This is a genomic window from Curtobacterium oceanosedimentum (assembly GCF_040545555.1).
Lineage (GTDB): Bacteria > Actinomycetota > Actinomycetes > Actinomycetales > Microbacteriaceae > Curtobacterium.
This window is the reverse complement of the sequence record NZ_JBEPMD010000006.1, coordinates 43,222-61,858: the sequence shown is the minus strand read 5'-3', so window position 1 is coordinate 61,858 and position 18,637 is coordinate 43,222. Positions and strand designations below refer to the sequence as shown.

Below are 18,637 nucleotides of genomic sequence, written 5' to 3'. Positions count from 1 at the left end.
CATGCATGCCGTTCGCCGAGACACCGCCGTGCCACCGGTGCGACGATGCGTCACACGCCGCCGCGCATGATCGCCTGCTTGACCTCGGAGATCGCCTTCGTCACCTGGATGCCGCGCGGGCAGGCGTCGGTGCAGTTGAAGGTCGTGCGGCAGCGCCACACGCCCTCCTTGTCGTTGAGGATGTCGAGGCGCACGTTCGCCGAGTCGTCGCGCGAGTCGAAGATGAAGCGGTGCGCGTTGACGATCGCCGCCGGGCCGAAGTACTGCCCGTCCGTCCAGAACACCGGGCACGACGAGGTGCACGCGGCGCACAGGATGCACTTGGTGGTGTCGTCGAAGCGGGCGCGGTCGGCGACGGACTGCACGCGCTCCTTGCCCTTCTCCGGCTTGCTCGACGCCTGCAGGAACGGCTGGACCTCGCGGTAGGACTGGAAGAACGGCTCCATGTCCACGACCAGGTCCTTCTCGAGCGGCAGGCCCTTGATCGCCTCGACGTAGATCGGCTTCGACACGTCGAGGTCCTTGATCAGGGTCTTGCAGGCGAGCCGGTTGCGGCCGTTGATGCGCATCGCGTCCGAGCCGCAGACGCCGTGCGCGCAGGAGCGGCGGAACGTCAGCGAGCCGTCCTGCTCCCACTTGATCTGGTGCAGGGCGTCGAGGATGCGGTCGGTCGGGAGCATCATCACGTCGAAGTCCTGCCAGCGCGGCTCGTCGTCGACGTCCGGGTCGAACCGGCGGACGATGATCGTGACGGGGAACGATCCGGGAGGAGCGCTCTGCACGGTGTCGGTGCGCGGGCTGTCGGAGACCAGGGTGTCGGTCATCAGTACTTCCTCTCCATCGGCTCGTACCGCGTCACGACGACGGGCTTCCAGTCGAGCGTGATGTGGTCGTCGGCGAGTGACGAGTGCGGGTCGCCCGTCAGGTACGCCATGGTGTGCTGCATGTAGTTCTCGTCGTCGCGCTTCGGGTAGTCGTCGCGCATGTGGCCGCCGCGGCTCTCCTTGCGGTTCCGCGCGGAGAACACGACCACCTCGGCCAGGTCGAGGAGGAACCCGAGCTCGACCGCCTCGAGCAGGTCGGTGTTGAAGCGCTTGCCCTTGTCCTGCACGGCGATGTTCAGGTACCGGTCGCGCAGCTGGTGGATCGTCTCGGTCATCTTCGCGAGCGACTCGTCGGTGCGGAACACCTGCGCGTTCTTGTCCATCTCGTCCTGCAGCTCCTTGCGGAGCACCGCGATGCGCTCGGTGCCGGTCGAGGCGCGGAGCTGCTCGAGCATGCCGCGGACCCCGGCGGCCGGGTCCTCGGGCAGGGGGAGGAACTCGGCGGTCTGCACCCACTCGGCGGCGTTGTTGCCGGAGCGCTTGCCGAAGACGTTGATGTCGAGCAGCGAGTTCGTGCCGAGGCGGTTCGAGCCGTGCACGGAGACGCAGGCGCACTCGCCGGCGGCGTACAGGCCGGGCACCACCGTGGTGTTGTCGTACAGGACCTCGGCGTTGGTGTTGGTCGGGATGCCGCCCATCGCGTAGTGCGCGGTCGGCATCACGGGCACCGGCTCGACGACCGGGTCGACACCGAGGTAGGTGCGGGCGAACTCGGTGATGTCCGGGAGCTTCGTCTCGAGGACCTCGGCACCGAGGTGCGTGCAGTCGAGGAGCACGTAGTCCTTGTTCGGACCGGCACCACGGCCCTCGGCCACTTCCTGCACCATGCAGCGGGCGACGATGTCGCGCGGGGCGAGGTCCTTGATGGTCGGTGCGTACCGCTCCATGAAGCGCTCACCCGAGGCGTTGCGGAGGATCGCGCCCTCGCCGCGGGCACCCTCGGTGAGCAGGATGCCGAGGCCGGCGAGACCGGTCGGGTGGAACTGGAAGAACTCCATGTCCTCGAGCGGCAGGCCCTGGCGCCACACGATGCCGACACCGTCACCGGTCAGGGTGTGGGCGTTCGACGTCGTCTTGTACATCTTGCCGAAGCCGCCGGTCGCGAAGATCACGGCCTTCGCGTGGAAGACGTGCAACTCACCGGTCGCGAGCTCGAAGGCGACGACACCGGCGGGCTGCTGGCGGGTGACGCCGTCGTCACCGACGACGTCCACCATGACGAGGTCGAGCGCGTAGAACTCGTTGTGGAACTCGACGCCGAGCTTCACGCAGTTCTGGAACAGCGTCTGCAGGATCATGTGGCCCGTGCGGTCCGCCGCGTAGCAGGCCCGGCGGACGGGCGCCTTGCCGTGGTCGCGCGTGTGCCCGCCGAAGCGGCGCTGGTCGATCTTGCCCTCGGGCGTGCGGTTGAACGGCAGCCCCATGTTCTCGAGGTCGATGACGGCGTCGATCGCCTCCTTCGCCAGGATCTCGGCGGCGTCCTGGTCGACCAGGTAGTCACCGCCCTTGATCGTGTCGAAGGTGTGCCACTCCCACGAGTCCTCCTCCACGTTCGCCAGGGCGGCGGCCATGCCGCCCTGGGCCGCACCGGTGTGGGAGCGCGTCGGGTAGAGCTTCGAGATGACGGCCGTCTTCGCCTTCGGGCCGGCTTCGATGGCGGCACGCATGCCGGCACCGCCTGCGCCGATGATGACGATGTCGTGCTGGTGGTGGTGGACGGTGGTCTCGCTCACTGGGGCCTTTCAGGGTGGGTCAGCGCGCCGACGGGGTGGTCGCGGCGTGCGCGTGGGTCTCGATGCGCGGGGCTCGTGGCGCCCGGGCCGTGCCGGCTGCTACTGCGCGGGGCAGAACGACGGCAGGTCGGCTGCGGCGGCGCCGGCCGGGCACGGGTCGAACGTCCAGCAGACGAGCAGACCGAGCACGATCAGCGCGACGCAGGCGATGAGCACCGCGAGCAGCAGGGTCTTCCGGACGCCGGGCTTCGCGACGTAGTCGTTGATGATCGTCCGCATGCCGTTCGAGCCGTGCACGAGGGCGAGGACGAGCATCAGGGAGTCCCAGACCTGCCAGAAGGGGTTGGCCCACTTGCCGGCGACGAAGGCGAAGTCGATCTGCTTCACACCCTCACCGGCGACCATGTTGACGAAGAGGTGGCCGAAGATCAGCACGACGAGCAGGACGCCCGAGGCGCGCATGTAGATCCACCCCCACTTCTCCCAGTTGGTGGTGCGGCGGGCGGCTGCGGCCGAACGAGGCGGCTCGACGATCTGCGTGGTCATGTCCGTGGGTCCCTTCGCCTACTGGAAGTCCGCGACGAGGTTCATCAGCTGCCGGGGCAGGAAGCCCGCGATCAGGACGGCCCACACGACCAGGACGACCCAGAACATGGCGCGCTGGTACTTCGGGCCCTTCGACCAGAAGTCGACCAGGATGATGCGCAGCCCGTTGAGTGCGTGGAAGACGATCGCCATCACGAGCGCGATCTCACCGATGTTCATGATCGGTGTCTTGTAGGTGCCGATCACGGCGTTGTACGCCTCGGGCGACAGCCGGACGAGCGCGGTGTCGAGGATGTGCACGAGCAGGAAGAAGTAGATCGCGACACCGGTGATGCGGTGCAACACCCACGACCACATGCCCGTGGAGCCGCGGTACAGCGTCCCCTCGAGCCTGCGCGATGTGCGCGGCGCATCGATCGTCGCGCGCGGTTCGACCAGTGTCGTCCCGCCTGCGGTCTGCTCGGCCATGAGCGAGTCCTCCCGTAGGACGGGCTCGCCCGATCGGCGAGCCCTTGCCGTTCGTGTTCGTGTGGAACACGACCCATCCTATGCGCGTGCGCTGACACTCTCGTCCCACCCGACACGCAGCGCGCGCGACGAGGCCGGCGGTGCGCCGATCGTCCGGGCCGTGTCGTGGTGCGCGAGGAGCTGGTCGCCGACGGCCTCCCACGTGGTGCCCTCGACGCGGAGCCGGCCGGCCGACCCCATGCGAGCGGCAGCTGCCGGGTCGGTCACCAGGCCGAGGACGGCGCGACGGAGCGCCTGCGGGGCGTCCGGGTCGTACAGCTCGCCGTCCAGGCCGGGCGCGACCAGGTCGATCGGACCACCGGACGCCGGGGCGACCACCGGCAGGCCGCTCGCGTGGGCCTCCTGCAGCGTCTGCCCGAAGGTCTCCGCGGGTCCCGTGTGCACGAAGACGTCGAGCATCGCGTAGGCGTCGGCCAGGGCATCGCCGCGCAGGGGACCGGTAAACGTGACGTCGAGGTGCCGCAGCCGGCGCTCGAGCACCGCCCGCGACGGACCGCCGCCGGCGACGGCCACCCGGATCCCCGGCACGCCGCCGAGCTCGGCGAGCCGCTCGACCTCCTTCTCGGGCGCCAGCCGTCCGACGTAGCCGACGATCGTCTCGCCACCCGGTGCGATCCGACGGCGGGCCGCGCGGACGTGTGCGGAACGCCGGCGGTCCGGGTGGAAGAGCGCGGTGTCGACGCCGCGACCCCACCGGACCACCCGGGGCACGCCCTCCTCGGCGAGCATCGCGGCGGTCGCGGACGACGGGGCGAGCGTCAGCGACGCCCCCGCGTGGATGCGCCCGAGGATCCGCCGTACCAGCGGGACGGTCGCGGTCAGGCCGTTGCGGCGGGCGAACCCGGCCACGTCGGTCTGGAAGACGGCGACGGAGGGGATGCCGAGCCTCCCGGCCGCGGTGATCGCGCGCCCGCCGAGCAGGAACGGGCTCGCCGCGTGCAGGACGTCGGCGCCGGAGGCGGCCAGGATCGTGTCGAGCACCGGGTGGGGGAGCGCGACCGGGAACCGGCGGTACGCCACCGCGGGCACCCGGTGCACGTCGAAGGACCGGTACCGCTCGACCTGCGTCCGCGAGCGGAACTGCGCGAGCCCCGGGGTGTCCGGCGCGATGACGACCGCGCGGTGGCCACGGCGCTCCAGGTGGTCGAGGACCGCCAGGACGCTGGTGGTCACGCCGTTGAGGGTGGGCAGGAAGCTCTCGGTCACGACGGCGACGGTCCGCTGGGACGTGCCGCGCTCCACGCTGCGTGCGCTCATGGTGCGTCCCATGCTCCGCGCGGGTCGTGACCGCTCGGGGCGCTCCGGGTGAACGGGCGGCGCGCAGGCGGTGAACAGGCGGCCGGGAGGCACGGTGCGGCCCCCGCGGTCGCGTGCGGTCCGCCAAGGAGCGCGCCGGAGCGTCCGCCGGCCCCGGCAGGTCGCGTGCGGGGACCGTGCGGGTGGCGTCCAGGTCACGTGCGGGCGCACCGGTACGGTGAGCGGGTGGCAGACGCACTCGAGGACTTCTACGCGATCATCCCGGCCGGCGGCATCGGCTCCCGGCTCTGGCCGCTCTCGCGCGCCGACGCGCCCAAGTTCCTGCACGACCTGACCGGTTCCGGCGCCTCGCTCCTGCGGCAGACGTGGGACCGGCTCGCACCGCTCGCCGGGGACCAGCGGATCATGGTCGTGACGGGTCGCGCGCACCGGGCCGCCGTCGAGTCGCAGCTGCCCGGCGTCGCCGACCACAACGTCGTGCTCGAGAGCGAGCCGAAGGACTCCACGGCCGCGATCGGCCTCGCCGCGGCGATCCTCCGTCGTCGCGAACCCGACGTGGTGATCGGCTCGTTCGCCGCCGACCACGTCATCGGTGACGCGCGCGGGTTCCGCCGCTCGGTGCGGGAGGCCGTCGCCGCCGCCCGCGCGGGCTACGTGACGACCATCGGCATCACCCCGACCGAGCCGGCGATCGGCTTCGGGTACATCCACGCCGACGCCGCGGCGCTCGACGTCGAGGGCGCCTCGACCGTGCACGCGGTGAAGTCCTTCGTCGAGAAGCCCGACCTGGACACCGCGCGGGGCTACCTGGAGGACGGTTCGTACCTCTGGAACGCCGGCATGTTCATCGCCCGGGCCGACGTGCTGCTCGCCGAGATCGGCCGGACCAAGCCCGAGCTGCTCGCCGGCATCGAGGAGCTCGCCGCGGCGTGGGACACCTCGTCGCGCGGCGCCGTCGTGGACGCCGTGTGGCCCGGGCTCGAGAAGATCGCGATCGACTACACCGTCGCCGAGCCCGCCGCCGCCGCCGGTCGGATGGCCGTCGTGCCCGGTGACTTCGACTGGGACGACGTGGGCGACTTCGCCTCGCTCGCGAAGCTGCAGTCCGGCGGCCGGGCGAACAACCTCGCCGTGCTCGGCGACGGGGCGCGCATCCTCGCCGACTCGTCGAGCGGCATCGTCGTGGCGCACAGCCAGCGGCTCATCTCGCTCATCGGGGTCGAGGACATCGTCGTCGTCGACACCCCGGACGCCCTGCTCGTCACCACGAGCGCGAACGCGCAGCGGGTCAAGGGCGTGGTGGACGCGCTCAAGGTCAGCGGGCGCGGGGACGTGCTCTGAGGTCCTGCCGCCCTGGTGTACGGTGATGTTCCGGTCGCGGGGACCGGGCTGACTCGGGGGAGTGCTGATGGGGGACATCCAGTTCGACGCTGCTGATGCACGTGCGCTCGCACGCGTCGCGCGACGAACAGCTGAGACGTTGCGGGGGCAGGCCGGTCAGCGGGCGAACGTCGTCGCATCCGCGCTCGACGACGCTGCTGGCTCGTACGCTGAGCGGTTCCGTGAGGCGGCCGTGGTCGAGGCCGAGGACCGTGCGCGGCTGGCGGGCGTGCTGGTCGACCTCGCCGACCAGATCGACGCCGCGGTCGCTGCTGCGGAGCGCGAACGGAAGCGCCAGCGTGACCACGCCGAGTGGAAGGCACGTGACGCCGACCGGAAGCGGGCGGCGTCCGTGGCCGAGGCCTTCGCCGGATCCGCAGGACGATCGGTCGTCGACGCACTGGAGCGCTTCACCGATCCCGAGCCGGCGACCGAACCCGAGCCGAGGCCGGAGGTCGACGCCGAGTTCCGCGGTCGGGAGCGTGCGCGCTACGGCGACGGGGCGAGCCGTGGCAGGAGTTCTGCCGATCCGAGCGCGCTCCGGGCGTTCGTCACGACGACCTCGGGACTGGACACGACCGCGTCGGCCGAATCCGAGCGCGTGCGATCGGCGTGGTCCTCCTTCCGGGCCTCCTGCGCCTGGGTCACGGTCGACCGCGCGAGCATGCCGGCGGGCTTCGCGCGTTACGTGCGCGAGAACGACGAGGACCGGAGCTGGATCGGCAGGATCGCCGACGCCTTCGAGGCCGCCGGCGGCAGTGGGTCGCTGTCGAACGCGGCTCTCGACATCGCGGCGACCGGACAGGCGGCGCCTGCCCTCCAACGGCTGTTCGCGGAGCACCTGACGCCGACGGAGGTCGCGGAGCGCTGGGCTGCGCTCGGGCTGACGACGGCCGACGCCAGCGTGTTCGACGGTTTCCCGACGGACGTGCTCGCGCGACTCGGGAACCTCGAGGGTGTCCCGTACTGGGCGCGGAGTACGGCGAACGCCCTCGTGCTGAACCAGCGACTGGTCGACGTGGAGCGCCAGATCCAGCAGCTGGAGCGGACGGTCGCATCGGCGGGTGACGGCTCACGGGTGTTGGCGCGGGAACTCACGGCGCTGTACGCGGACCGCAAGGCCCTCCGGAACGTCAATGCTGCGTTGACGAAGAAGGGTTCCGACGGCAAGCGCTTCCTCATCGCACTCACCGACGATCGACCGCCGCTCGCTGCTGTCTCGATCGGCGATCTCGATCGTGCGGATTCGGTGACCTGGGCTGTCCCGGGCATGAACACGACGTCCGCGGACATGACGATGTGGTCGAGAGGCGCTCAGAACATCTACCAGGAGCAAGCCCGTCGCCCGGGATCTCCGTCGCACGCGGTCGTCGCGTGGATCGGCTACGAGACCCCCGACGAGAAGGACGTGCTGTTCATGGGCAAGGCGAAGAAGGGCGGCAGACAGTTGGCTGACGCGCTCCGGGGACTCGACGCGGTCCGTGCGGGTCAGATGCCTGAGACGAACGTCGTGGCGCACTCGTACGGTACGACGACCGCGGCCGTCGCCCTCGCAGAGCAGGGTGTCCACGTCGATCGCTTCGTCGCTCTGGGCTCGGCCGGGCTTCCGGATCACATGCGCTCGATCACCGACATCCACGCGGACCACGTGTACGCAGCACGGGCGAAGGACGCGCCGACCGGCAAGGAAGGTCTGGGGGACGAATGGGCCGAGTTCGGCCGTGAACAGAGTTACGCGCACCACGTGGACCCGACACGCGACATCTTCGGCGTGAACGTGTTCGGAGTGGACGGCGCGACGGCTGCGGACGGGACGGACCTCGAACCGGTTCTCCATCACGATCCCTTGAGGAGTGACCTTCGGGGGTACCTCGACCGTGGTACCGAGAGCCTGCGCAACGTGGGACTCGCGACCACGGGCCGCGATGCCGAGCTCACACCGGCGTCATCAGGATGAGAGGCCGGAGAGCCTCGAGAGGAGACGAATGTCTGCCCAGCTGACCGTGCGGCGCCTGACGAGCGTTGCCCTCACACCCCTTGCACTGCTGATCTTCATCAGCGGTTGCACTCGACACCCTTCGGTAGGCGAGACGCCATCCGAAGAGGGAAGGACGGCCCAGATGGACCCCGAGACTGCTCAGCGGAAGATGACCGAGCTCGTCGACAGGACCGCGTCGCAGCTCGGGGGCGAGTGGGTCACCACGCAGGGTCCGGATTACGTCGACAGCTGCACGCTCCCCGACGGTGGAGAAGGAGCCAACTGGGTCTACCTGATCACCAGGACGGACGCAGGTGGCAGTCCGGACGACGACGCTGCGACGGTCACGAGTACCTGGCAGTCCGCGGGCATGACCGTCGAACGAGTCGCGGATCCTGACGGCCCGGTCGTCGTCGGACGAGGTGGAGCGTCGACCGCGTTGATCGATCTGTACGCGTTCCCCGGCAAGTACACCTTGGAGGCCGAATCGCTCTGCTTCCCGGGGAGTGCCGATGAGATCGAAGAGGAGCAGGGCAGCGGGTCCTGAGCTGGCCCGACGGATGCTGAGGCACATGCCCGCGAGACGTCCTGCCTGTCGCATCACCACGGTCACGACGATGCTGCTGCTGTCTGCGGTCACGACCGTCGGCTGTGCCGGTCAGCGCGGTGCAGCCCCATCGACCGAGAGGACCACGCCTGTGGACGCGGACACGGCTCAGCGCACCATGATCGACGTCGTCGATCAGGCGACCGCTGCGCTCGGCGGCGAATGGGAAACGCGGACGTCTCCCGACTACGTCGAGAGCTGTCAGCTGTCGAGCAACGGAGAAGGAGCCCGGTGGGTGTACCGAGTTGCGCGATCAGAGTCGGGTGACGCGGAGGCCGATGCTGTTGCTGCCTCCGGCATCTGGAGGTCCGACGGCATGAGGGTCGACCGACTTGTTGACGCCAAGGGGCCAGCGATGGTCGCTCGCGGCGGCGATCGCGTCGACACGATCCGTTTCTTCGCCTTTCCCGGCAACGACAGCATCCAGGCGCTCTCGTTGTGCATCGCTGGCGACGCAGACGAGATCGAGGAGCAGCAGGCCGACGGATGACCGTCATGTTCTCCCCACGGCAGATCACGGGGCGGAAGGTCGCGCGCTCGGGCGTCATCGTCCCGCTGACGGCACTGCTCACCGGTTGCGCGTCCCACGCGGTCGACACGGACACGGACCGACCGACAGATCCCGCTGCTGACGCCGGAACCGCGAAGCAACAGATGATCGCTGCTGTGGACGACGTCACCGGGCTCCTCGGTGGAGAGTGGACAGCGCGGACCGGACCGGATGCAGCGGAGCGGTGCAGGCTGCCCGACGGGGAACGCGGAGCGCACTGGCGGTACCTGACGGGGAGCGCGATCGAGGGACGGCCGGCGGGAGACGGCACGGCGCTGACCGACCACTGGCGTGCGCGGGGCATGCGCGTGACCGCGCGCGACACGAGCACCGGTCCGGTGGTCTTCGGCGGGGGAGGCGGGGACATCGCGTCCAGCAGCTTCTCCGCGGTCTCCGGCAACTACACGGTCCAGGCTGTCTCGCTGTGCTTCCCCGGCGACGCCGACCGCATCGCGGAGCAGCAGGCCGACGAGTGATGCGCGACCGTCGACTGGTGCTTCCGTGCACGATCGACGGCAGGTGTCGCCCGCTGTAGCGCTCCACCACGAAATCCCCGCATCGTCCCCCGGACGGGCGGCGACGGGGGACGTCGGCGTTACGGGCGCGTTTCGTCGGGGTCGCGATCGGGTAACTGATACCAGGAGTCCCTCAAGGGCGTTCTGTACCGACCCGACGGTCGTGTACTGTCGCCACGATCGCCCGGAACGCACGTGGTCCGGGCACCGCCCCCCGGAGGAACCAACCCGTGACATCTCGTACCCGTCAGGTCGTGCTCAGCGGCCTCGCGCTCGTCGGCACCATGGCCGTCCTGGCCGGCTGCTCGGCAGCCCCGTCCGACAGCGCCTCGGCGAAGAAGACCGACTTCCGCCCCTGCATGGTCTCCGACGCCGGTGGCTTCGACGACAAGTCGTTCAACCAGCTCGGCTACGAGGGCATGCTCGACGCGGCGAAGGACCTCGGCGCCGAGACGAACAAGGCCGAGTCCAAGGACGCCACGGTCTACGACTCGAACATCGAGCAGCTCGTCAACCAGAACTGCAACATGATCATCACGGTCGGCTTCAACCTGGCAGACGCCACCAAGAAGCAGGCCGCTGCGAACCCCGACACCGAGTTCGCGATCATCGACGACAACTCGATCGACGCGAAGAACGTCAAGCCGATCACGTTCGACACCTCGCAGGCTGCCTTCCTGGCCGGCTACGCGGCCGCGTCGTACTCGAAGACCGGCGTCGTCGGCACCTTCGGTGGCATGCAGATCCCGACCGTCACCATCTTCATGGACGGCTTCGCGGACGGCGTGAAGTACTACAACGAGCAGAAGAAGAAGGACGTCAAGGTCGTCGGCTGGAACGTCGAGACCGGCAAGGGCTCCTTCACCGGCGGCTTCGAGGCGGGCACGCAGGCCAAGTCGGTCGCGCAGACCCTGCTCGACCAGGACGCCGACGTGATCCTGCCCGTCGGTGGCCCGATCTACCAGTCGGCGGCCGAGGCGATCAAGGACGCGAACAACGGCTCCGTCCTCATCGGTGCGGACAGCGACCTGTACGAGGCCGACCCCCGCTACAAGGACATCGCCTTCACCTCGGTGATGAAGGGCATGCGCCCGGCGGTCAAGGACGTCGTCGAGCAGGCGGCTGACGACAAGTTCTCGAAGGAGCCGTACGTCGGCACCCTGAAGAACGACGGCGTCGGCATCGCGCCGTTCCACGACTACGAGTCGAAGGTCGACTCGGGTCTGCAGGGCGAGCTCGACAAGATCAAGTCGGGCATCATCGACGGCTCGATCAAGGTCGAGACGCAGTCGGACAAGTAGTCGGGTGAACGCGGGCGGGGGATCGATCCTCCGCCCGCGTTTCCGCGCGTCCACCGACGGGTGGCGTGCTGACCAACAGGAACGCAGTAGACAACATGAAGCTCGAGCTCCGCGGGATCACGAAGCGGTTCGGCCCCCTGGTCGCGAACGACCACATCTCCCTCACGGTCGAACCCGGTGAGGTGCACTGCCTCCTGGGCGAGAACGGTGCGGGCAAGTCCACCCTGATGAACGTGCTCTACGGCCTGTACCAGGCCGACGAGGGCGAGATCCTCCTGGACGACGTCGTCCAGGACTTCGACGGCCCCGGCGACGCGATGCGCTCCGGCATCGGCATGGTGCACCAGCACTTCATGCTCGTGCCGGTGTTCACCGTCGCCGAGAACGTCATGCTCGGTCAGGAGCAGACGACCTTCGGCGGACGACTCGACCTGGCCGGCGCCCGCAAGCGCGTCCGCGAGATCAGCGACCGCTTCGGGTTCGACGTCGACCCGGACGCCCGCATCGAGGACCTGCCCGTCGGCGTGCAGCAGCGCGTCGAGATCATCAAGGCGCTGTCCCGGGACGCGAAGGTGCTCGTGTTCGACGAGCCGACCGCCGTCCTGACGCCGCAGGAGACCGACGAGCTGATGGGCATCATGCGTCAGCTCCGCGAGGCCGGCACCGCGATCGTCTTCATCACGCACAAGCTGCGCGAGGTGCGCGAGGTCGCCGACCGGATCACGGTCATCCGCCTCGGCAAGGTCGTCGGCGAGGCCTCGCCGACCGCGACGAACAACGAGCTGGCCGCCCTCATGGTCGGCCGCGCCGTCTCGCTCGTCGTCGACAAGACGCCCGCGTCCGGCGGCGAGGACGCCCTCGTCGTCGAGGGCGTCACCGTCACCGACCCGTCGGGCGTCGTGCTCGTCGACGACGTCTCGTTCACCGTCCGGCGGGGCGAGGTCCTCGCGATCGCCGGCGTGCAGGGCAACGGACAGACCGAGCTGACCGAGGCGATCATCGGCCTCGAGCCCGTGCACGCGGGCCGGATCACGCTCGACGGCAAGGAACTCACCGGCCGCACGGTGAAGCAGGTCCTCGACGCGGGGGTGGGCTTCGTGCCCGAGGACCGCAAGGAGGACGGCCTGGTCGGCGAGTTCACGATCGCGGAGAACCTCATGCTCGACCGTGCCGACCACGACGAGTTCGTGCGGGCCGGCACGATCCGCTCCGCCGAGCGCGACGCGTTCGCCGACGAGAAGATCGCCGAGTTCGACATCCGCACGCCGTCGCGCACCACCGCGGCCGGTCGGCTGTCGGGCGGCAACCAGCAGAAGATCGTCCTCGCCCGCGAGCTGAGCCGCGAGCTGCGGCTGTTCGTCGCCGCGCAGCCCACGCGCGGCATCGACGTCGGCTCGATCGAGTTCGTGCACAAGCGCATCGTCGCGACCCGCGACACCGGTGTCCCGGTCATCGTCGTCTCCACGGAGCTCGACGAGGTCGTGGCGCTCGCCGACCGGATCGCGGTCATGTACCGCGGCGGCATCGTCGGCATCGTCCCCGCGGACACCCCGCGCGACGTCCTCGGCCTCATGATGGCGGGGGAACTCCCTGAAGGAACGGAGCTGGCAGCGTGAGCAACACGCCAGACAACACGCAGCCGGCCACCCCGGCCGAGCACGACCGCACGTCGGCGACCCCGACCGAGGCACCCACCGACGACCGCCTGCAGGACGTCGAGGGCACCCCGCACCTGATGACGGACTCGGCGGACGACACCGAGCGCCGGGCCGCCGGCGGTGACCGCTGGAGCACCGCGCTGCAGAGCATCGTCAACGGCTCCGTGCTCGTCACGGTCCTCGCCGTCGTCCTCGCCCTCGTCGCCTGCGGCATCCTGATCGCCGTCACCGACGAGAACGTGCGCGCAGCAGCGGGCTACTTCTTCGCCCGCCCCACCGACACCTTCCAGGCCGTCGGGACCGCGGTCGGTGGTGCCTACAAGTCGCTCTTCCAGGGGTCCGTCGTCAACTTCGGCGCGAGCTCGTTCGCGCAGGCCATCGCCCCGATCACCCGCTCGGTCGACTACGCCGTGCCGCTGATCGCCGCCGGCCTCGGCATCGCCCTGTCCTTCCGCGCCGGCCTGTTCAACATCGGCGGCCAGGGCCAGATCCTCGTCGGCGCCGCGGCCGCGGGGTGGGTCGGTTTCTCCTTCGACGGCCCCGCCGCGATCCACATCCCGCTCACCGTCGTCGCCGGCATCGTCGGCGGTGCGGTCTGGGGTGGCCTGGTCGGGCTCCTCAAGGCCCGCACCGGCGCCAACGAGGTCGTCCTGACGATCATGCTCAACTACGTCGCGCTCTACCTCGTCAGCTACCTGCTCCGCACGCCGGGGCTGCTGCAGGCACCGGGCAGCTCGAACCCGATCTCGCCCGCCACGAAGGAGAGCGCGGTCTTCCCCGCGCTGTTCGGTCCCCGGTACGGCATCGACCTCGGCTTCGTCGTCGCGCTCGTCGCCGTGGTCGTGGTGTGGTGGCTCGTCAACAAGTCGTCGCTCGGCTTCCGCTTCCGCACGATCGGTGAGAACCCCCGCGCCGCCCGCGTCGCCGGCATGAGCGTCCCGGCGCTCACCATCTGGGTGATGGTCATCTCGGGTGCGCTCGTCGGCATCGCCGGCGCCTACCAGGTGCAGGGCGCCGTGACGTCGGGCTTCACCTCGGGCATCGACGCCGGCATCGGCTTCGACGCGATCACGGTCGCCCTCCTCGGTCGCTCGAAGCCGTGGGGCGTCTTCTGGGCCGCGATCCTGTTCGGCGTGCTGAAGAACGGCGGCTACGCCATGCAAGCCGCGAACGACATCCCGATCGACATCGTCGGCGTGATCCAGGCGCTCATCGTCCTGTTCATCGCCGCACCGCCGCTCGTCCGCGCGATCTTCCGCATCCCGCAGCCGGGTGCGCGTCGTCGCGGTCGTGCCGCGAAGAACTCCCGGAAGGCGGTCGCCGCATGAGCACCACCACCACCGCGGCGCCCGCACCGGCGCTGTCCGACCGCCCGATCGAGACGACCCGGAGCTGGAAGGCCCCGATCGGGTTCGGTGTGTTCACCCTGCTCGCGCTGCTGTTCTTCGGCGTGCTGCACCGCGCCGGCGACACCACGTTCCGGCTGGCGAACGGCGGCGACTTCTTCGCGCTGCCGAACGTCCCGCTCCCCGCGACCGGCACCGGCATCGTCGTCATCGTCCTGCTGGCCCTGGCCACCGTGTACGCCGTCGTCGAGGTCCGCGCGTCCCGCCGGATCCCGCTCTGGCTCACCGCGGTGTTCGCGGTCGTCTTCGTCGTCGGCTTCCTCACGTGGTCGGCCGCGGGCGACACGATCCCCGTCCCCGGCCTGCTCGTCGGTGCCCTCGGCCTGAGCGTCCCGCTCGTGTTCGGTGCCCTCGGCGGCGTGATCTCCGAGCGCGTCGGTGTCGTGAACATCGCGATCGAGGGCCAGTTCCTCGCCGGTGCGTTCACCTCGGCGATGATCGCCTCGCTCACCGGTTCGGCGTGGGTCGGCCTGGTCGGCGCACTGATCGCCGGCGTGCTGGTGTCGTTCGTCCTCGCGGCGTTCAGCATCAAGTACCTCGTCGACCAGGTCATCGTCGGTGTCGTCATCAACGCGTTCATCTCCGGCCTGACGGGCTTCCTCTACTCGCAGGTGCTCTCGCCGAACGAGCAGACGCTCAACGTCGGCGTGCGCTTCCCGAAGCTCGAGATCCCGGTCCTGCACCAGATCCCGGTGATCGGCCCGGTGTTCTTCGAGCAGACGGTCGTCGTCTACCTCGCCTACGTCGCGGTCGCGGTGGTCACCTTCGCGCTGTTCAAGACCCGCTGGGGTCTGCGCCTCCGCGCCGTCGGCGAGCACCCGCAGGCGGCGGACACCGTCGGCATCAACGTCGCGCGGACGCGCTTCTGGAACGTGTCGCTCGCGGGTGCGATCGCCGGTCTGGGCGGTGCGTACTTCACGCTCGACGCGGTCGGCCCGTTCACGAAGGACATGACCGCCGGCGCGGGCTACATCGCCCTGGCCGCCGTCATCTTCGGACGCTGGGACCCGATCCGGGCGACGCTCGCGGCGCTGCTGTTCGGCTTCGCGTCGAACCTGCAGAACATCCTCGGCGCGATCGACTCGCCGGTGCCGAGCGAGTTCCTGCTCATGCTGCCCTACGTGGTCACGATCTTCGCGGTCGCCGGCCTGGTCGGGCAGTCGCGTGGACCCGCGGCCGCCGGCAAGCCGTACACCAAGAGCTGACGGCCTGGAGGCGCGGCACATGACCCACATCGATCCTGCGGACGGCGACGCGGTCGCCACCGACCCCGCGACCGGCGACCCGTCCTGGACGGACCCGGCCACGAGCCTCCAGGCCGGCTCCGGAGCCGACCTCGACGCGAGTGTCGACGTCGACTGGAGCGCCCTGCGGGACGCTGCGACCGCCGCGATGCGGCGGGCGTACGCGCCGTACTCGTCGTTCCCGGTGGGTGCCGCGGCGCTCACCGACGACGGACGGATCGTCTCCGGCTGCAACGTCGAGAACGCGTCGTACGGGGTGACCCTGTGCGCCGAGTGCTCGCTCGTGTCGCAGCTGCACATGACCGGCGGCGGCAAGCTCGTCGCGTTCACCTGCGTGGACGGCGACGGCGCGACGCTCATGCCGTGCGGCCGCTGCCGGCAGCTGCTGTTCGAGCACTCGACCGAGGGCATGCTCCTCGAGACCGTCTCCGGGATCCGCACCATCGACGAGGTCCTCCCGGACGCGTTCGGGCCGCGGACCCTCGCCACCTACCAGCAGGAGCACTGATCGCATGGCCGTCGAGCCCTTCGACACCGTCGACCTCATCCGTACCAAGCGCTCGGGCGACGCCCTGGCCACCGCCGAGATCGACTGGCTGGTCGACGCCTACACCCGCGGGTACGTCGAGGACCCGCAGATGGCGGCGCTGGCGATGGCGATCTTCCTGAACGGCATGGAGCGTCGGGAGATCAAGGACCTGACGCTCGCGATGATCGCGTCGGGGGAGCGGATGTCCTTCGACGCCCTCGGCAAGACCACCGTGGACAAGCACTCGACCGGTGGCGTCGGGGACAAGATCACGCTGCCGCTCGCGCCGCTCGTGGCGTCGTTCGGCGTGGCGGTCCCGCAGCTGTCCGGGCGCGGGCTCGGGCACACCGGTGGCACGCTCGACAAGCTCGAGTCGATCGCCGGCTGGCAGGCGTCGATCTCGAACGACCGCATGATGCAGGTGCTGTCCGACGTCGGTGCGGTCATCTGCGCAGCCGGCTCCGGGCTGGCCCCGGCGGACAAGAAGCTCTACGCGCTCCGTGACATCACCGGCACCGTCGAGTGCATCCCGCTCATCGCGTCGAGCATCATGTCGAAGAAGATCGCCGAGGGCACGGGTGCGCTCGTGCTCGACGTGAAGTTCGGGTCCGGCGCCTTCATGCCGACCTACGAGGCGTCGAAGGAGCTCGCGCAGACGATGGTCGACCTCGGGAACGACGCCGGCGTCGCCACGTCGGCGCTGCTCACCGACATGGAGGTCCCGCTCGGGCTGACGATCGGCAACGCGCTCGAGGTCCGCGAGTCGGTCGAGGTCCTCGCCGGTGGTGGACCGGCCGACGTCGTGTCGCTGACCGTGTCGCTCGCCGAGGAGATGCTCCGGCTCGCCGGTCTGCCGGACGCCGACCCGGCGGCGGCGCTGGCGGACGGCCGGGCGATGGACACCTGGCGCCGGATGATCTCGGCCCAGGGCGGCGATCCCGCCGCCGACCTGCCGGTCGCCCGCGAGCAGCACGTGGTGACGGCGAGCGAGTCCGGCGTGCTCGTCCAGCAGGACGCCCTGCCGTTCGGCATCGCCGCGTGGCGACTCGGTGCCGGGCGTGCGCGTGCCCAGGACCCCGTGCAGGCCGGCGCCGGCATCGAGCTGCACGTGAAGCCGGGCGACACCGTCACGGCCGGGCAGCCGCTCTGGACGCTCCACACCGACGAGCCGGCGCGGTTCGACCGGGCGCTGGAGTCGCTCGAGGGCGCGTGGTCCGTGGGGACCTCCGCGCCCGAGCGCGGACCGATCGTGCGCGAGCGCATCACGGGCTGAGCGCCACGGCCGCGACCCGGCCACGCCGACGACCGGAGGCTCCCCACACGGCTGTGGGGAGCCTCCAGTCCGTCCGGCCGTCCGTTGTGCACAGGGACGGACGTGGCGTCGGCGACCACCGATAGCCTGGAGTCATGAGCGCCGACGCCCCCACCTACCGCCTGCCCGACGCCGGAGCGGTCATCGACGACCTGCCCAAGGTCTCGCTGCACGACCACCTCGACGGCGGACTGCGCCCGGCGACGATCGTGGACCTGGCGGACCAGGCGGGCATCGAGCTGCCGGTGACGGACCCCGCGGCCCTGGGGGCGTGGTTCGCCGAGCAGTCGAACAGCGGCTCGCTCGTCGAGTACCTGAAGACCTTCGACGTCACGACCTCGGTCATGCAGACCGCACCGCAGCTGCACCGCGTCGCGAAGGAGTTCGTCGAGGACCTCGTGGCCGACGGCGTGGTCTACGGCGAGATCCGCTGGGCGCCGGAGCAGCACCTGCGGGGCGGGCTGACGCTCGACCAGACCGTCGAGGCGGTGCAGGCCGGCATCGAGGAGGCCGTCGACGCCGCCGGCGGTGCGATCCGGATCGGTCAGCTCGTCACCGCGATGCGCCACGCCGACCGGTCCCTCGAGATCGCCGAGCTGGCGGTCCGGCACCGTGACCGCGGTGTGGTCGGCTTCGACATCGCCGGGGCCGAGGCCGGGTTCCCGCCGGCGAACCACCGTGCGGCGTTCGAGTACCTGGCGTCGGAGCTGTTCCCGGTGACCGTGCACGCGGGCGAGGCCGACGGGCTCGCGTCGATCCGCTCGGCGCTCGTGGACGGCCGTGCGCTGCGCCTCGGGCACGGCGTCCGGATCTTCGAGGACATCACGCTGTCGGACGCCGGTGACGGCTCGACGCTCGCGTCGCTCGGCGAGGTCGCGTCGTGGGTCCGCGACCGCGAGATCCCGCTCGAGGTCGCGCCGCAGTCGAACCTGCAGACCGGCGCGATCGCCGCGTGGGGCGACGACCTCGCCGACCACCCCTTCGACGTGCTGTACCAGCTCGGCTTCCGCGTGACGGTGAACACCGACAACCGCCTGATGAGCGACACGTCGCTGTCGAAGGAACTCGCGCTCCTGGCGGGCACCTTCGGGTACGACCTCGACGACCTCGCCGCGTTCCAGATCAACGCCGCCCTCGGCTCGTTCCTGCCGCTCGAGGACCGCGAGGAGATCATCGCGACCATCACGGCCGGACACCAGGAGGCCTAGC

At 70.2% G+C, this 18,637-nt stretch carries 17 protein-coding genes; 12 read left to right on the top strand and 5 right to left on the bottom strand.

The genetic code is table 11. From position 1 onward, the window contains the following. Nucleotides 1-50: 50 nt before the first annotated feature. The 5 genes from ABIC52_RS08015 to ABIC52_RS07995 form a co-directional block, all read right to left on the bottom strand. Nucleotides 51-824 (bottom strand): succinate dehydrogenase iron-sulfur subunit, encoded by a 774-nt coding sequence (locus ABIC52_RS08015; protein ID WP_066655113.1) that lies wholly within the window; start codon nt 822-824, stop codon nt 51-53. Further along, on the bottom strand, nt 824-2,617 hold the full coding sequence (gene sdhA, locus ABIC52_RS08010; protein ID WP_209824148.1) for a succinate dehydrogenase flavoprotein subunit: 1,794 nt from the start codon (nt 2,615-2,617) through the stop codon (nt 824-826). Before sdhA ends, ABIC52_RS08015 begins: the two co-directional genes overlap by 1 nt. Nucleotides 2,618-2,716: 99 nt before the next feature. Then, nucleotides 2,717-3,163, bottom strand: coding sequence for a succinate dehydrogenase, hydrophobic membrane anchor protein (gene sdhD / locus ABIC52_RS08005; RefSeq protein ID WP_126891009.1), 447 nt, complete (start codon nt 3,161-3,163; stop codon nt 2,717-2,719). Nucleotides 3,164-3,181: 18 nt separating this feature from the next. After that, on the bottom strand, nt 3,182-3,631 hold the full coding sequence (gene sdhC, locus ABIC52_RS08000; RefSeq protein ID WP_250367304.1) for a succinate dehydrogenase, cytochrome b556 subunit: 450 nt from the start codon (nt 3,629-3,631) through the stop codon (nt 3,182-3,184). A 78-nt stretch (nt 3,632-3,709) separates the two neighbouring features. After that, a complete protein-coding gene (locus ABIC52_RS07995) occupies nt 3,710-4,948 on the bottom strand; it encodes a glycosyltransferase family 4 protein (RefSeq protein WP_354027063.1) in 1,239 nt (412 codons plus the stop codon). Between the two features lie 225 nt (nt 4,949-5,173). On the opposite strand from ABIC52_RS07995, the gene ABIC52_RS07990 reads away from it, so the two are divergent. From ABIC52_RS07990 to ABIC52_RS07935, 12 genes are all read left to right on the top strand, one after another. Then, complete coding sequence (locus tag ABIC52_RS07990) at nt 5,174-6,289, top strand: mannose-1-phosphate guanylyltransferase (protein WP_126891007.1); 1,116 nt, start codon at nt 5,174-5,176, stop codon at nt 6,287-6,289. A gap of 67 nt (nt 6,290-6,356) precedes the next feature. Then, complete coding sequence (locus ABIC52_RS07985; protein WP_354027062.1) at nt 6,357-8,285, top strand: alpha/beta hydrolase; 1,929 nt, start codon at nt 6,357-6,359, stop codon at nt 8,283-8,285. Nucleotides 8,286-8,313: 28 nt separating this feature from the next. Then, nucleotides 8,314-8,853 (top strand): hypothetical protein, encoded by a 540-nt coding sequence (locus ABIC52_RS07980; protein ID WP_209678363.1) that lies wholly within the window; start codon nt 8,314-8,316, stop codon nt 8,851-8,853. Between the two features lie 70 nt (nt 8,854-8,923). Beyond that, nucleotides 8,924-9,403 (top strand): hypothetical protein, encoded by a 480-nt coding sequence (locus tag ABIC52_RS07975; RefSeq protein WP_209678361.1) that lies wholly within the window; start codon nt 8,924-8,926, stop codon nt 9,401-9,403. A 5-nt stretch (nt 9,404-9,408) separates the two neighbouring features. Beyond that, complete coding sequence (locus ABIC52_RS07970) at nt 9,409-9,939, top strand: hypothetical protein (RefSeq protein ID WP_209824144.1); 531 nt, start codon at nt 9,409-9,411, stop codon at nt 9,937-9,939. A 269-nt stretch (nt 9,940-10,208) separates the two neighbouring features. Beyond that, nucleotides 10,209-11,279, top strand: coding sequence for a BMP family lipoprotein (locus ABIC52_RS07965; protein ID WP_209824143.1), 1,071 nt, complete (start codon nt 10,209-10,211; stop codon nt 11,277-11,279). A gap of 95 nt (nt 11,280-11,374) precedes the next feature. Further along, nucleotides 11,375-12,895, top strand: a complete 1,521-nt coding sequence (locus ABIC52_RS07960; RefSeq protein ID WP_111227064.1) for an ABC transporter ATP-binding protein — start codon at nt 11,375-11,377, stop codon at nt 12,893-12,895. Then, nucleotides 12,892-14,265, top strand: coding sequence for an ABC transporter permease (locus tag ABIC52_RS07955; protein ID WP_435526072.1), 1,374 nt, complete (start codon nt 12,892-12,894; stop codon nt 14,263-14,265). Before ABIC52_RS07960 ends, ABIC52_RS07955 begins: the two co-directional genes overlap by 4 nt. Continuing rightward, nucleotides 14,262-15,548 (top strand): ABC transporter permease, encoded by a 1,287-nt coding sequence (locus ABIC52_RS07950; protein ID WP_126891000.1) that lies wholly within the window; start codon nt 14,262-14,264, stop codon nt 15,546-15,548. Before ABIC52_RS07955 ends, ABIC52_RS07950 begins: the two co-directional genes overlap by 4 nt. Before the next feature lie 163 nt (nt 15,549-15,711). Further along, nucleotides 15,712-16,095, top strand: coding sequence for a cytidine deaminase (locus tag ABIC52_RS07945; protein WP_126891024.1), 384 nt, complete (start codon nt 15,712-15,714; stop codon nt 16,093-16,095). Nucleotides 16,096-16,099: 4 nt separating this feature from the next. Further along, nucleotides 16,100-17,389 carry a thymidine phosphorylase gene (locus tag ABIC52_RS07940; RefSeq protein ID WP_209678353.1) on the top strand — a complete coding sequence of 430 codons (1,290 nt, stop codon included), beginning with the start codon at nt 16,100-16,102 and terminating at the stop codon, nt 17,387-17,389. Nucleotides 17,390-17,523: 134 nt separating this feature from the next. Continuing rightward, the gene (locus ABIC52_RS07935; protein ID WP_126890998.1) at nt 17,524-18,636 is read left to right on the top strand and encodes an adenosine deaminase; all 1,113 of its coding nucleotides are present in this window, start codon (nt 17,524-17,526) and stop codon (nt 18,634-18,636) included. Nucleotide 18,637 lies beyond the last annotated feature (1 nt).

What these genes read in the sequence shown, in the direction of transcription:
- ABIC52_RS07980 (WP_209678363.1), top strand. Translation starts at nt 8,314, where the DNA reads ATGTCTGCCCAGCTGACCGTGCGGCGCCTGACGAGCGTTGCCCTCACA.
- ABIC52_RS07950 (WP_126891000.1), top strand. Translation starts at nt 14,262, where the DNA reads ATGAGCACCACCACCACCGCGGCGCCCGCACCGGCGCTGTCCGACCGC.
- ABIC52_RS07975 (WP_209678361.1), top strand. Translation starts at nt 8,924, where the DNA reads ATGCTGCTGCTGTCTGCGGTCACGACCGTCGGCTGTGCCGGTCAGCGC.
- ABIC52_RS07935 (WP_126890998.1), top strand. Translation starts at nt 17,524, where the DNA reads ATGAGCGCCGACGCCCCCACCTACCGCCTGCCCGACGCCGGAGCGGTC.
- ABIC52_RS07940 (WP_209678353.1), top strand. Translation starts at nt 16,100, where the DNA reads ATGGCCGTCGAGCCCTTCGACACCGTCGACCTCATCCGTACCAAGCGC.
- ABIC52_RS07970 (WP_209824144.1), top strand. Translation starts at nt 9,409, where the DNA reads ATGTTCTCCCCACGGCAGATCACGGGGCGGAAGGTCGCGCGCTCGGGC.
- ABIC52_RS07960 (WP_111227064.1), top strand. Translation starts at nt 11,375, where the DNA reads ATGAAGCTCGAGCTCCGCGGGATCACGAAGCGGTTCGGCCCCCTGGTC.
- sdhC (WP_250367304.1), bottom strand. Translation starts at nt 3,631, where the DNA reads ATGGCCGAGCAGACCGCAGGCGGGACGACACTGGTCGAACCGCGCGCG.
- ABIC52_RS07995 (WP_354027063.1), bottom strand. Translation starts at nt 4,948, where the DNA reads ATGAGCGCACGCAGCGTGGAGCGCGGCACGTCCCAGCGGACCGTCGCC.
- ABIC52_RS08015 (WP_066655113.1), bottom strand. Translation starts at nt 824, where the DNA reads ATGACCGACACCCTGGTCTCCGACAGCCCGCGCACCGACACCGTGCAG.
- sdhD (WP_126891009.1), bottom strand. Translation starts at nt 3,163, where the DNA reads ATGACCACGCAGATCGTCGAGCCGCCTCGTTCGGCCGCAGCCGCCCGC.
- ABIC52_RS07985 (WP_354027062.1), top strand. Translation starts at nt 6,357, where the DNA reads ATGGGGGACATCCAGTTCGACGCTGCTGATGCACGTGCGCTCGCACGC.